Here is a 13,390-nt window from a genome sequence, read left to right on the forward strand (position 1 = left end):
CCTAGTATAAAGGGTGAATGATGTTTGTGTAAACTTTGTATAAGCGTTGCCTTGTTTTTTTGTATTTATTTCCTTTTTAATATAAAAATATGTGACTCAGCTGGAGCCATCAATCTTAACGGTAAAGTTGTAGTGCCATATCCATTGCTGATTACTACGGTTGTCCCATTAATATTCTTAATTCCACCTTTTTCTCTTATCCCCCATCCAAACAGTCGAATCTGACCTCCATGAGTATGTCCGGATAAAATCAATTGAATCCCACTCTCTTCTGGCCAATCTTGTTTAATGTCCGGGTTATGACTAACCAGGATCTTAAGGTCTTCTGACGCTCCATTAAGCGCCTCCTGAAGTGAAGCGTTTTCTGTTGAAAGGTCATCAATTCCTAATAAGCTTATTCCATCATTATTTTTCATTACTGTTTCTGCCTGGTTTTTTAAGATGTGGATTCCGTGATCAACTAGAATTTTTTGTAGCTTTGCAGGATTTTCTTCATAATCGTTATTCCCCCAAACGAAATAACAAGGGGCGATAGCGCTAAGATTCCTCATGTTTTGAGCAACCTTATCAAAAGATACCCCTTTTTCCATTACGTCTCCACCTATTATTACAATATCAACCTGATCTCTCACCTTTTCTAAAATTTTCTCAGAAACCACTCGATTGTGTAAATCTGAAATAAAAAAAATCCGAAATGATTCAAAGCTTTTTGGTAGTTGTTTAATGTAAAGTTCCTTCGTGTGGACTCGATTTAGATGAGCTTCAACCCACATATAAATTAGTAACAGTACACCTGCTAAAAAGATCCCAATGATATAGTTCATGTTTCATTGCTCCTCTGAAAGCGTTTCACTTCTCTGGCAGCCCTTATATTAGCAGACAAACCACCATATATAAATGCCATCACGAGAGAAGCTAGAGATAACCACTTATTATTTTGAAACAATACCCAGTATACGCCAATTAACAAACTACCTTCAATGCAGAACGTTATAAGGTGAGCTTTGTTTTTGATTCCGAATGCAAGAAAGCTCTCTACATGCTCCCTGATTACTCTTGCCACGACTAAAAATCCAAATAAAAAACAAATCGCCCCAAAACCATAGCGCGCACTGTTTAACATTAAATCTGTAAAGGTCATACTTTTTAAATTCAAGTTACTTTCAGCTAAATACAGTAAACAAAATATTGTCATAACCCTTATCAAGAGAAGCGGCATAGTAAAACCCCCCACTCTAACGTATGTAAGAGTAGGAGGCTTTATGGGTACTAATCTCTCATACTTCTTTAATATCGAGTACTTTAAATCCATTCTGTTCAAGTTTTGCAATAAATTGATCGATATTTTCTTTTTTCTCGATCTTCATTACAATCCTTCGTACATTTTGGTTTGACTCGTCAAAAGTAGAGAGGGAAATAATATTTTCATGAAAACTCTTTGCTATTTTAGCTAGTCTTGCAATTCTTCCTTCTGTTTCAGAAGATGCAAAGGCAATTCGAATTCCCGGCTTTCTCATACCAAAAGCACTTTGGAATTGATCAAGTATATCTGATCTAGTAATGATTCCAATGAAATCTTCCTTTTGATCAACCACTGCTACAAGTGGTGCATTTTTAGCTAAAAGGAGCGTATTCTCAAACACTTCCTCTTGATCAACCGTAACATTTTTTTGGAAAGCAATATCCCCTGCATTGGTTTCCCTAAGAAACATTTCTTTATCTGTTGCATCACTTTTGAAAAACGCTTTGTAAATGCGATTAAAAGTAACAATACCAACATATTTCGTTCCCTGGATAACGGGGACACCATCAATTTCACGTTCCTTCAATAATTTCAGGGTTTCATCCAACTTTGTGTCATGATTCACATAAACAGTTTCTCTAATTGGTTTCATTGCACTACGTACATACACTGCTATCACCTCTTTGTAAGATCATTACTCTTAATTAATACCACATTTCAAAGATAATATCCTTCTAAATGAGAAATTCATGTGATATTGAGGCGATTTCTTCCGTAAATTGGGCTTTTTAATTGCTTGAAGATTCAGTCTTTTTGAGGTAAGATTAAAGCATAACCAGACCAATTGGGACGGAAACAATAAAACGGAGATGATGGATCTATGATAAACAAACTTAAAACCAAATCATTGTTACGTAATGAAGATTTGGATTTCAACCGTCGTTTAGGTATGCCCGTAGAAGTTTTCTGCCCAAAACTTAAAGATACTGTTGCCTTCGGGAAAATTGAAATGTTTGCAGAAGATGCGCTTTCCATTAACGGAAGTCATTTCCAAATCGAACAATATTTATTTTTCGGTTGTCCTGAACAAAGATAAAGTTCACTTGTAATAAAGGTTAATTCCATGTTGATCTTTCAAATATTTAAAAACAGCATGACGATTTTGCCACTGTAATTGTCCTTCAAACAGTTCATCACTTCGATCTAATATCTCCAATCTTAAAGATTCAAATTCTTCCTCGGCCTTTTTGCATTTTTTTGCAATCTTTCTTAATTGAAAATATGCTACTATACTCAAACTAACCATCAACATAAAAAATGGCATCAATGACGGGGAGAACCCATTTACAAATAAAGATGAGTTCTTTTCTAGCTCGTACCAGAATAGGCCGCCTATACCTAAAAGTAAACATGAAAGAACATACCCATAAAATTGAGATTTTCCATTAAACTGTATTTCAGCATTTTTTCTTTCCACTAACTCTTCTAACAAGACGTTTGTCATTTTAGATTGTGGCTGTGGAAGATTCCATTGTTTGAACGCATCCACTCTAGTCCCCCCTTTTATAGAAACTAGTTTATGCAACATATGCGCCAGATAATACAGGGGGGCATTGAATAAGAAAAACATATTAAGAAAAATAAGAATATAAAAGAAATATGGCAACCATGCTTATAAATAGCAGCGCGAGCACTCGGATTAGCGTAAGAGATGGAAGTTCATTCTCTTCACTACCTTTGCTTCGTGACTGCTTTTTTTGTTTTTCCTTATTCCGATGGAATTCCTTCCTAGAGGGTAGCGGACGATCGTTTTTCATAAGACTCACCTTTCATGATGTACTTACTCACAGACGTGTTTTCCTTTTTATCAAACAACCCATAATAAAATCAATAAAAAAATGAGCTGACATCGTGACAAGAACATTACCTGTCACCTCATATAAAATACCTAGCAAAAAACTGATTCCTACAACAGATGTGAATAACACTGGCTTAGAAAGATACCTAACATGTATCATTGCAAATAATAAACTTGAAAGTATTAGTCCGAAGTGTGTTTGAATGACTCCTCGAAACATCAGTTCCTCACTAAAAGATATAAGAAATGACAAAAAGAAGATATGTTGCACAGAAAGCTTGGAAAATATCCGTTCGTTAATCCCTCCATCATCTAATTTCTCATCCGGGAGAGATTTCATCAAAAGAAGATCAGCTAGAACAACGAGTAAGCCTGCACCACCTCCCAGGAAGACTATATCACTCCAATTGAATTCCACAATTTTAGGAAGAAACCATAACTCCCCAAATAGAAAAGCTCCCAATACAAAGGCTAGAATAAGCATGATCGCCTGTGTTAAGTAAACATTTAATACCAGCTCACGATCAGTTAATTGTTTTACTATTTCAGCCTGTCGGTTTCTCACTGGTATCCTCCCCGCACACTGTCAGCATCCGTTTCAGTTCAGCATCCCAGTCAAATTCTTCTTGTGGTGAGGAATCACTTTGATCATGACTAGCCGCATAATCTTCAAGGTTTAAACCACAATAATCACAACATGGGTTAATAATATGATTCGCTTCACCGAACCTAGCTAATAAACCTTTTCTTCGACACTGCTCTTCCTCTAACCAGCTTTTGAATCCAAACCACTTAACAAGTTTTTCTGTGCGCCGGATTTCTGTTTCATCTATTATTTTCATTAAAGTAGAATCGACCTCAAAAGAGCGAATAACTTTATCCTCTATCACTCCTTCAACTTCTAGACGATGGAACAAATAACGCCACGCCGTTTCATTCAACCCAAACTTCGCGCCTTCATTTTCTATTTGATTACTTGTATATGTTTCACCTGATCGGCTAGATAAGTCTCTCATAACTTCTTTAATTTGCACCTCTTTAGGCAGTTCTCCATCAATAAATGAAAGGGGTAGAAATTCATCTTCTTCTGTATACAAGTGAATAGCTATCGCTTGATTTTGATCCCTTCCCGCTCGACCAATTTCTTGCAAATAGCTTTCGATTGTAGCTGGGGGATGAAAATGAATCACAAATCGAATGTTGCTCTTGTTTATGCCCATTCCAAAAGCATTTGTCGAGCAAACAATGGATAGCTCATCATTTAGAAACTGCTGCTGTATTAATAACCGATCTTCCTGCTCCATTCCTGCGTGATAAGATGCTACGGTTTTCACGTCATCATTTAATTCTTTTGCAATTCTATCTGCCCAGTTCCTGCTTGAGAAATAGATGATTCCAGGCCCTTCTAACTCATTAGCATACCGCTTTAACGCTTGGATTTTCGTTTCAAGTGAAGGCAATTTATCTAGCTTAATAGCAATGTTAGGTCGATCGACGCTGTGTATATGAATAGCGGGTATCTTCATTTGCAATTGATCCATAACATCATTCCGCACTTCATCTGTAGCTGTAGCTGTTAACGCAAGAACCGGAGGTTTACCAAGCTTGTCTCTAATCACACCAAGTTTTAGATAGTCTGTTCGAAAATCATGGCCCCATTGAGAAATACAATGTGCTTCATCCACGACCATTAACCCTAAATCCAATTGAGTTAAAGCATCTTGCACAAACTTATTTTGAAGAATTTCTGGTGATACGTAAATAAAGGTGTAACGCGATAAGTTTTTAAGAATCGAGATTCGTTTCTCAAAGGGAAGAAAACCATTTAACGCAACGACTCGCTTTTCTCCTTGTGCTTTTAATTGCTGTACTTGATCTTCCATTAACGATATGAGAGGCGAAACAATAAGAATATGTGCCAGGCCTGCATATGCTGGAAGTTGATAACATAGCGATTTACCTGCACCTGTAGGAAGCATCGCAAAAACGTCTTTTCCTTCTAGCACATCCAAGATGATTTCCTGCTGTCCTTGACGAAATTCGCGGTATCCAAAATGCTTGTATAACAAGTCTGTTAAAGCCATTAAATCCCTTCCTTACAAAGTGTTAATCGGATTTCAAAGTATGAATAATTATCATCTAAATACTGTTTGATTGTTTTTAACCGCTGACTGTTTAATTTCTCGCTCGCTAATCGGATTTCCCTCTGTGCATCTTGAGATACAAAAGGATCAATTGAGAAGCCAGGTACATTTATTGCAATTTCTACGAGGTGATCCTCGATCGTGCTTCTCTTTAATCGACGCCTTTGAGCTATTTGTTCTAGTGACACTCCCGATTGAAGAATGGTATACGTCTGCCTCGTTGAAGACGTCAACGGCCACTCGCCCTCATACCCTTTCGCCACTGTTCCCAATATAGGGAATTGAAGAGGAGTATTTTGAATATACGTAAGAAAAGCATGAATTACATTCTGAAATTGTACTGTAGCTTCTTCCACACTAATCTTGTTCGATGTACTCATTTGAGCAAAAGTAAGTCCTGTCCTTCCTTTACCACTTAGCCGATTGACAAATAATGCCGCATGATGTGATGGGAGGTGGAGTAAAATAGCTGATATTTCTTTGTACAAATCATATGCTAAAATGGCTCGCTGTTCTTTCACGCTTGGAAAGTGTAGCCTGACCCAGTTTTGAATATTCTCTTCTTTGCTTATAGGATAAAAATTCATGTTTCCATGGATTGAATAAGATAGCGTTTGAACGTATAAACTAAGCCGCTGCCAGAATAAATCACTAATAGAATGATACTTCCATCCTTCTAAGTATGTGGGAATAGGATTATCCACTAGGAAAGCGCCCAATTTTTCTTTACCTTTTAATGTGACCTTAAAACCATCATGTTGGTTAAGCTCAATCAATTTAACTTTTTGAAGCTTAGCGGAATGATCTACGAGTTGAGATCGTTTGATTTGCTTCAAAACACCAAAAAAATTTGAAACATTAAATAGTTTTGCATCCTGAATCGTTTGTGAAGATTTTTTCCCAGTAAGGAGATGGAAAACGGCTGATAATGAACGCTCTCCCCTAAAACGGTCAAAAATATATAATAGCACACCATCTAAATATTGCATGTATCAATCACCCAATTCCTTCTTCTTTATATTGTATCAAATTTTTTCATCTGTTTACTTATTTTAAAACCGGGTAACATTCAATTAGGCGGTAATAAAAGGATTAAACTATTGAAAAGTCAAGGCGCGACCTTTACAATAAGGTTATTAAATACTTTCATTTACGCATAAAATGACGATGAAAGGCATATAGAAGTATTGAATAGGAGGTTAAATCATGGCTAAGTATACTATTGTAGATAAAGACACATGTATTGCTTGTGGTGCCTGCGGCGCCGCTGCACCTGATATTTATGATTACGACGACGAAGGTATCGCATTTGTAACCCTCGATGACAACGAAGGTATCGTTGAAATTCCAGATGTACTTCATGAAGATATGATGGATGCGTTTGAAGGCTGTCCTACTGATTCTATTAAGATTGCTGATGAGTCATTTGACGGAGACGCTACAAAATTCGAATAATAAAGAATGGAATCCCCGGTTTTAATACCGGGGATTTTTTATTTTCGCATCTTTTTCACTAAAAAATGTTCCTAATGAAATTGACACTTTAGTGCTTTCATGATAAAAAGTAAGTTATTAAGTTTTCTAAAAAATGAGAAGAGAGAGACAAAGGGAGTGGAGAAGTTGGCTTACGTTTTAGTAACTGATGGTATTAAGGAAGATGGCTTACAGCCGCTTTTGAATGAAAGCACGATAACATGTGACATTGGATCATTAAATGACTTCAATGATCGTCTGGATCGCTATGAAGCCTTGCTTGTAAGAAGCGCGACAAAAGTAACAGCAGAAGTGCTCGATCAAATGCCTTCGCTTAAGATTGTTGCAAGAGCAGGTGTTGGTGTTGATAACATCGATATTGATGCCGCAACGAAACGAGGCGTCATTGTAGTTAATGCACCTGATGGGAACACTATATCAACAACAGAACATACTTTTGCAATGATGGCTTCACTCGTTCGAAATATCCCTCAGGGAACATCGTCATTGAAAAAAGGACAATGGATGAGAAAACAGTATGTCGGAACAGAGTTAAGTGGAAAAACCCTTGGTATTGTAGGAATGGGACGTATCGGTACAGAGCTTTCTAGACGCTCTAGAGCGTTTGGTATGGATGTCGTCGTATTTGATCCATTCCTAACAAATGATCGAGCGGAAAAACTCGATGTACAGTCTGTTGATTTGGATCACCTGCTTCAAACAGCAGATATTATCACCGTTCATACTCCTTTAACTGATAAAACACGTGGACTCTTAAATAAAGAAACGCTAGCGAAAACTAAAAAAGGTGTTTTCTTAATTAACTGTGCTCGTGGAGGAATTATTGATGAAGAATCACTCATTCCTTACCTCGAATCAGGTCACATTGGCGGCGTAGCACTTGATGTGTTTGTGGCAGAACCACCAGAGGCTGACCACCCTCTCTTAAGCTTTGATCAAGTTATTGCAACTCCACACCTTGGGGCTTCTACAAAAGAAGCACAACTCAATGTTGCTGCACAGGTAGCAGACGAAGTACTGCACTTCCTAAAAGAGAAACCAATTCGAAATGCGATCAACCTCCCTGGTTTTTCAAAAGAAGAATACGAAAAAATCAAACCATATTACGAACTAACTCGTAAGATGGGGAGTATACTCTCACAATGTATGAAATCAGCAGTGAATCTCGTAGAAGTCACTTATGCCGGAAAGCTAACTGAATTAGATACAGCAATCTTGACAAGGAATTTAATGGCGTCCTTCCTTAAATCAAGACTGGACACTACCGTTAATGAAGTAAACGCCCCTTCTATCGCTAGAGAAAGAGGGATCACTTACGGTGAGAAACATAGTTCTGAAACACAGGGATACTCAAACCTTATTTCTGTAACAGTAAAAGGGGATAAAGAGGCCTTCTCACTTCAAGGAACATATATTAAAGAATATGGAGATCGCATCACTCAGTTAAATGGATTTGATATTGACTTCCACCCTCAAGGTCACCTTCTCTATATCCAGCACAATGACCGTCCTGGTGTCATTGGAAACGTAGGAAAGGTTCTAGGTGAACATAAGATTAACATTGCCACAATGCAAGTTGGAAGAAAGACAGCAGGTGGAGAAGCGATTATGATGTTATCTTTTGATAATACCTTACCAAAAAATATTGAAGAAACTCTCGAAGAAGTGCAAGATATCGTGAAAGTAGAACAAATTGGCGGCGTTTAATTCATCTAAAAAGGAACGGGAGCGATTAGCTCCCGTTCCTTTTTTGTTGCATTTATATCCCACTGATTTGTGCGCTCATTCGAGCAAAAAATTATCTTCACTCACCTATATTTATAACGATATTGACTTGCGCTCTCCTTTTTCGAACGTCATTAATTTAGAATACCCAACTGATTTAGCAAGCTCAACCGCCTTATCATAGTCTGCACCAACATCTCCCGGAACGTGCGCATCTGATGAGAGGACAATTGGAATATCTTTTTCATAACACATTTTAAGAAGTTCAGGATCAGGATACAATTCTCCTACTGGCTTACGCAACCCCGCTGTACTAATTTCGACGCATGTTTTGGAATGAGATAAAGCATTTGTCGCTCGGTCATATTGTTCAAGTAGAAAATCACGGCTTTCAGGTTTGTATTTAAATATCTTTACAAGGTCGAGATGACCTACGATATCAAACAAATTTGATTCTGCCAGTGTGACAACTTGATCAAAATATTTGCGGTAAACCGTATTAATATCACGTTCATCCCAAAGATGACGATACTCTGCTAGATCAATCCCAAAGTCTTCAACCCAATGAATGGATCCAATGACATAATCAAATCGATAGCTAGAAATAAAATCTTTCATTTCTTGATGTTTACCTGGCGTATAATCCATTTCAATGGACATCTTAACGTCCATCCCCTGTTTTTCCGCTTCCTGAAAAAGACGAACGTAGTCATCCATGTTGTACCATCTTCTTTCGTTAACCCACGGATTGCTTAAAATATTTTCTGTTTCATAAAAATGATAAGCATGTTCGGAAATCCCAAAATGGCTTACATTTTTGCGCTTTGCTTCTTCAACAAACTGAGATAAATAATCAAGAGTTAATGTACCTTTTTCTAAGTGATTGTGATAGTCAGTATACACAGCTTCAGCTCCTTTTATCGAACTAGTTTGACTCTTCCACTTGTTATTGTAACGCATTAACGGGAAACAAGGATACCTATTCCTTACTCTTTTTCTTCTGCATAAAATGTCACTAATCAAACAAAGAGCTTCCGATTAATTCGGAAACTCTTTGAGTATATCGACGGAGTGCCTGTCACTCTTTCACTTTATCAGGTATATAGAAAGAGAACGTTGTTCCTTCTCCGCTCTTGCTGTGGACGGAAATGTGGCCGTGATGAGATTCCACAATGTTACGAGCAATGGCAAGCCCTAGACCCGTTCCTGACCTTCCTCTTGTACGAGCTTTGTCGGCTTTGTAGAAACGCTCAAACACGAATGGAAGATCATCTTCAGGAATGCCAGAACCAGTATCTTTCACGTCGAACTGAACGCCTTTCTCAAGGGAAGTAATTAATAATCTTACTTCCCCTCCTCCTGGTGTATGTCTCACAGCGTTGTCTATTAAATTCGTTAATACTTGTTCGATTCTGTCAGGATCAATCTTTAACATTCTTTCATCATTTGAAACATGGAAATTTAATTCCACTTGTCGATCTCGAGCAAGTCCGGAAAATTTCCTTAATATTCTTTGTCCAAAATCTTGCAAATGAATATTGCTATAATGCAATTCGTTGTGACCGGCTTCCATTCTAGCTAAATCGAGCAGTTCATTCACTAACCTTCCCATCCGCAAGGATTCATCGTAAATGATTTGAGCGACCTCTTTCTTTTCCTCGTCACTACTTGCGATATCATCTACGATCGCTTCACTATATCCTTGGAGCATCGCAATTGGGGTTCTAAGCTCATGAGACACATTCGCGATAAAATCCTTCCTTAGCTTATCCAAACGACGTTCTTCTGTCATATCCCTAAAGACTGCAACCGCTCCCCGAATAGCAGATTGGTTATAAAGTGGCGTCATAACAACAACCCAGCTCCGCCCCTGTAGTTCAACTTCTGTTAACTGTTCCCGCTCAAGTGTTACAACAAGACTAAACAATTCATTGATATCCTCAGGTACTTCATTACCAGGCTTTTCTTCCATTCCCTGCTCGTAATACCAGGCTTTCAAAAAACGTTCAGCAGGGGGATTCGTGCTTAATATGGCTCCAGTTTTATCAAATGTAATAACGCCATCCGCCATACTGCTTAAAATACTAGAAAGCTGTTCCTTCTCTTGATTCAACGCTGTAACATAGTTATTGAGTTGGCGCCCCATACGGTTAAACGCAACAGAAAGTTCGCCAATTTCATCGTGGGTCACCATCGGAACTTTTGTATCGAACTTCCCTTTTGCAACCTCTGTAGCTGCTTCTCTCATTTTCAGAAGTGGAGCGGTAATACGAGTAGATAAGAAGAAGGCAAAGATTGTCGTTAAAACAATGGCAATCCCGGCAGCTATGTAAATTAAATTTCGAGCCTGGCTCGTTGTCTTTGCTATAACGTCAAGGGATTGGTAAAGAAATACCTCTCCGTTATCTTCTCCATCAAGTTCCATGGGGACACCGACGATTAGAAGTTCATTATGTGATGCGGCCGCTTCATCTGTAACGAAATCTCCCTTTTTAACAACCGTTTCCCGATCAGTAAATACCCCTTTTAAGATGGGATCTTTTTTAAACACATCCAATGACAGCTCTGGTAATCCATGGGCATTGGGCGAATACCTACTTTCCCCCTGGCTGTCATTTTCAACGATCATAACCCTAGTAGGATAAAAGTCTGTGATTTCCCAGGCTGTGTCAAGCGCCTGCTCTCGATCATCATATCGTTCAATAACAGAAGCCACTTTATTAGCGAGTCGCTCCATTTGCTCTGCTTCTTTTTCAACATGAAAGTCTTCAAAAAATTGAAGTAAAAGAATTGTTAAGATGGATAGCACAAATGCTACAAGTAAGATGATTGTAAGCCATAGCTTACCAACAACGCTTCTCCAAATCATTATTCTTTAACTGCCTCGAATTTATATCCCACTCCCCATACTGTTGAAATCATTGCAGCAGCATTTGGTGATACTTTATTTAGCTTCTCTCTTAGTCTCTTCACGTGCGTATCAACTGTTCGGAGATCTCCAAAGAATTCATAATTCCAGACATCTTTTAACAGCTCTTCTCTCGAAAATACTTTATCAGGAGCTTTTGCAAGATAATACAATAGCTCATATTCTTTCGGTGTTAAATTAATAATTTGTTCCTCCGCTAACACCCTATGAGCGTCATGATCGATTGTTAAATACGGAAATACAATTACGTTTTTAGTTGTGGTTTCGGTTTGTAAAAATTTCGTCGTCGATGATCTTCTTAACAGTGCTTTAACGCGAAGAACGACTTCTCTTGGACTAAATGGTTTTGTAATATAGTCATCAGCCCCTACTTCAAACCCCTGTACGCGATTAGCCTCTTCCCCTTTTGCTGTAAGCATGATCACAGGAGTGGCTTTTTGTTCACGCATTTGCTGACAAACTTCTGTACCATCCATTCCCGGAAGCATTAAATCAAGTAAAATAAGATCGAAATCATCCTCAATTGCCATTTCCAGGGCTTGTTCTCCATTTTCAGCTTCTTCTATTTCATAATTCTCTCTCTCAAGATACATGCGCAATAGCTTTCTAATACGCTCTTCATCATCTACTACTAATATTCGTGCATCTTTTTCCAAGAAGATTCCCTCCTACATGAGCTCATGTGTTCTATTCTACCATGCCTATAGCAATCCAGACCAGTGATGAGAAACCGCATTCACCTCTCACCTTATAAGAAAACCTTCACAAATCGTGAAGGTTTTCGAAGTTATGCATAAGAATGAAGTCCAGAAATAACAAGGTTGACGACAACAAGGTTGAGCATAATGATGACAAAACCTACTACAGCAAGCCAGGCTGATTTCTCACCTTGCCATCCTCTTGAAAGACGAAGGTGAAGATATGCAGCATAAAAAAGGAATGTAACAAGAGCCCATACCTCTTTTGGATCCCAACCCCAGAAGCGTGTCCAAGCAGCCTGCGCCCAGATCATGGCGAAAATAAGTGCTCCTAATGTAAACACTGGGAAACCAATCGCTACTGCACGGTACTGTATTTCATCTACCAATTCTTCATTCACATTTTTAAGTGCTGGTTGAATGGCAGCTCCAATTCGTTTCCTTAAAATTAATCGGACCAGACCATACAAGATCAGACCACCAAATATCGACCAGATTAACGTATTTAACTTATGTGCAGCTTTTTCCCCTTTCATCCATCCGGGTGCTTCAAAAAGAGGTCCAAATTCGTTTCCACTAACATATTGGCCGTCTGTCGGCCCTGCTATGGCTGGCAATGTATAATCCACTGTTATCTGCTGCTCATTTTGATCAACAAATTGATAAGTGGAAGAATACCCAGCAGCTTCAAATCCAAGTGATAGGACAACAAATGCAATCGTGCTAATGAGAGAGTACATGACAAACTCAAGCCAGAAAGTTGATTTGCTCGCTTTAGATTGATTGACTGTTTTAACTAGATAAACAAGTCCTGCTGCAAAGCTAATGGATAGAATCCCCTCACCAAGAGCAGCTGTTGTAACATGAATTTTGAGCCAGTTACTTTGTAAAGCTGGAATAAGTGGCTGAATATCTGATGGGAATACACTTGCATAAGCAATCACAATAATTGCAACAGGCATTGCAAATACTCCGATAACATTGCTCTTATATATCAGATAAATGATTAAGAAAGCGAATACCATCGCCATTCCAAAGAATGTTGTAAATTCAAACAAGTTACTAACTGGTGCATGCCCTGCAGCAATCCACCTTGTAATAAAATAGCTCAGCTGAAAAAGAAAACCCACTGTGGAAAGAGCAAATCCCCACATTCCCCATTTTTTTGAATGGGTCACTTCATCCGACTTTCTCCACTTCTTACCAAACAAAGAAATAGCGAATACAATACTTGCTGCAAAGTAGATAAAGAAAGCAACATAAAGCAAGTTACTGCTTAATTGAGCCATCTTATCTTGC

General features: G+C 38.3%; 15 protein-coding genes. 3 read left to right on the forward strand and 12 right to left on the reverse strand.

The window, feature by feature from the left end; translation table 11 throughout:
- Positions 1–65: 65 nt before the first annotated feature.
- From IQ283_RS20795 to IQ283_RS20805, 3 genes are read right to left on the reverse strand one after another with little or no spacing between them, the layout of a single operon-like run.
- Positions 66–824: a metallophosphoesterase gene (locus IQ283_RS20795; protein WP_194221957.1), complete on the reverse strand. Its 759-nt coding sequence runs from the start codon at positions 822–824 to the stop codon at positions 66–68.
- Entirely contained in the window at positions 821–1,219 is a 399-nt protein-coding gene (locus IQ283_RS20800; protein ID WP_206759496.1) for a hypothetical protein, read from the reverse strand. Before IQ283_RS20800 ends, IQ283_RS20795 begins: the two co-directional genes overlap by 4 nt.
- Positions 1,220–1,277: 58 nt before the next feature.
- Entirely contained in the window at positions 1,278–1,913 is a 636-nt protein-coding gene (locus IQ283_RS20805) for a CBS domain-containing protein (protein ID WP_194221959.1), read from the reverse strand.
- Between the two features lie 210 nt (positions 1,914–2,123).
- Between IQ283_RS20805 and IQ283_RS20810 the strand changes: the two genes are divergently transcribed.
- The gene (locus IQ283_RS20810) at positions 2,124–2,339 is read left to right on the forward strand and encodes a hypothetical protein (protein WP_194221960.1); all 216 of its coding nucleotides are present in this window, start codon (positions 2,124–2,126) and stop codon (positions 2,337–2,339) included.
- A 3-nt stretch (positions 2,340–2,342) separates the two neighbouring features.
- On the opposite strand, the gene IQ283_RS20815 is transcribed toward IQ283_RS20810, so the two are convergent.
- From IQ283_RS20815 to IQ283_RS20835, 5 genes are all read right to left on the reverse strand, one after another.
- Positions 2,343–2,792 carry a DUF2663 family protein gene (locus tag IQ283_RS20815; RefSeq protein ID WP_194221961.1) on the reverse strand — a complete coding sequence of 150 codons (450 nt, stop codon included), beginning with the start codon at positions 2,790–2,792 and terminating at the stop codon, positions 2,343–2,345.
- A gap of 82 nt (positions 2,793–2,874) precedes the next feature.
- Positions 2,875–3,060 carry a hypothetical protein gene (locus IQ283_RS20820; protein ID WP_194221962.1) on the reverse strand — a complete coding sequence of 62 codons (186 nt, stop codon included), beginning with the start codon at positions 3,058–3,060 and terminating at the stop codon, positions 2,875–2,877.
- Between the two features lie 27 nt (positions 3,061–3,087).
- Positions 3,088–3,666 (reverse strand): CPBP family intramembrane glutamic endopeptidase, encoded by a 579-nt coding sequence (locus IQ283_RS20825; protein ID WP_242057405.1) that lies wholly within the window; start codon positions 3,664–3,666, stop codon positions 3,088–3,090.
- Positions 3,647–5,185: a RecQ family ATP-dependent DNA helicase gene (locus IQ283_RS20830; protein ID WP_194221963.1), complete on the reverse strand. Its 1,539-nt coding sequence runs from the start codon at positions 5,183–5,185 to the stop codon at positions 3,647–3,649. Before IQ283_RS20830 ends, IQ283_RS20825 begins: the two co-directional genes overlap by 20 nt.
- Positions 5,185–6,234 (reverse strand): helix-turn-helix domain-containing protein, encoded by a 1,050-nt coding sequence (locus tag IQ283_RS20835; RefSeq protein WP_194221964.1) that lies wholly within the window; start codon positions 6,232–6,234, stop codon positions 5,185–5,187. Before IQ283_RS20835 ends, IQ283_RS20830 begins: the two co-directional genes overlap by 1 nt.
- 217 nt (positions 6,235–6,451) lie before the next feature.
- Between IQ283_RS20835 and IQ283_RS20840 the strand changes: the two genes are divergently transcribed.
- Both IQ283_RS20840 and serA read left to right on the forward strand, forming a co-directional pair.
- A complete protein-coding gene (locus tag IQ283_RS20840) occupies positions 6,452–6,700 on the forward strand; it encodes a ferredoxin (RefSeq protein ID WP_194221965.1) in 249 nt (82 codons plus the stop codon).
- 165 nt (positions 6,701–6,865) lie between these two features.
- Positions 6,866–8,446, forward strand: a complete 1,581-nt coding sequence (gene serA, locus IQ283_RS20845) for a phosphoglycerate dehydrogenase (protein ID WP_194221966.1) — start codon at positions 6,866–6,868, stop codon at positions 8,444–8,446.
- A 111-nt stretch (positions 8,447–8,557) separates the two neighbouring features.
- Here the strand turns inward: serA and IQ283_RS20850 are convergent, their stop codons facing one another.
- The 4 genes from IQ283_RS20850 to ccsB form a co-directional block, all read right to left on the reverse strand.
- Complete coding sequence (locus tag IQ283_RS20850; protein WP_194222325.1) at positions 8,558–9,367, reverse strand: histidinol-phosphatase; 810 nt, start codon at positions 9,365–9,367, stop codon at positions 8,558–8,560.
- A gap of 175 nt (positions 9,368–9,542) precedes the next feature.
- Positions 9,543–11,333, reverse strand: a complete 1,791-nt coding sequence (locus IQ283_RS20855; RefSeq protein ID WP_194221967.1) for an ATP-binding protein — start codon at positions 11,331–11,333, stop codon at positions 9,543–9,545.
- Positions 11,333–12,049, reverse strand: a complete 717-nt coding sequence (locus IQ283_RS20860) for a response regulator transcription factor (protein WP_194221968.1) — start codon at positions 12,047–12,049, stop codon at positions 11,333–11,335. Before IQ283_RS20860 ends, IQ283_RS20855 begins: the two co-directional genes overlap by 1 nt.
- A 131-nt stretch (positions 12,050–12,180) precedes the next feature.
- Complete coding sequence (ccsB, locus tag IQ283_RS20865; RefSeq protein ID WP_194221969.1) at positions 12,181–13,380, reverse strand: c-type cytochrome biogenesis protein CcsB; 1,200 nt, start codon at positions 13,378–13,380, stop codon at positions 12,181–12,183.
- Positions 13,381–13,390 lie beyond the last annotated feature (10 nt).

Source organism: Pseudalkalibacillus hwajinpoensis (assembly GCF_015234585.1).
Lineage (GTDB): Bacteria > Bacillota > Bacilli > Bacillales > Guptibacillaceae > Guptibacillus > Guptibacillus hwajinpoensis_B.

Excerpts from the sequence above, each read along its gene's own strand:
- ccsB (WP_194221969.1), bottom strand. The coding sequence starts at position 13,380 with ATGGCTCAATTAAGCAGTAACTTGCTTTATGTTGCTTTCTTTATCTAC.
- IQ283_RS20835 (WP_194221964.1), bottom strand. The coding sequence starts at position 6,234 with ATGCAATATTTAGATGGTGTGCTATTATATATTTTTGACCGTTTTAGG.
- IQ283_RS20800 (WP_206759496.1), bottom strand. The coding sequence starts at position 1,219 with ATGCCGCTTCTCTTGATAAGGGTTATGACAATATTTTGTTTACTGTAT.
- IQ283_RS20820 (WP_194221962.1), bottom strand. The coding sequence starts at position 3,060 with ATGAAAAACGATCGTCCGCTACCCTCTAGGAAGGAATTCCATCGGAAT.
- IQ283_RS20795 (WP_194221957.1), bottom strand. The coding sequence starts at position 824 with ATGAACTATATCATTGGGATCTTTTTAGCAGGTGTACTGTTACTAATT.
- IQ283_RS20830 (WP_194221963.1), bottom strand. The coding sequence starts at position 5,185 with ATGGCTTTAACAGACTTGTTATACAAGCATTTTGGATACCGCGAATTT.
- IQ283_RS20855 (WP_194221967.1), bottom strand. The coding sequence starts at position 11,333 with ATGATTTGGAGAAGCGTTGTTGGTAAGCTATGGCTTACAATCATCTTA.
- IQ283_RS20840 (WP_194221965.1), top strand. The coding sequence starts at position 6,452 with ATGGCTAAGTATACTATTGTAGATAAAGACACATGTATTGCTTGTGGT.
- IQ283_RS20810 (WP_194221960.1), top strand. The coding sequence starts at position 2,124 with ATGATAAACAAACTTAAAACCAAATCATTGTTACGTAATGAAGATTTG.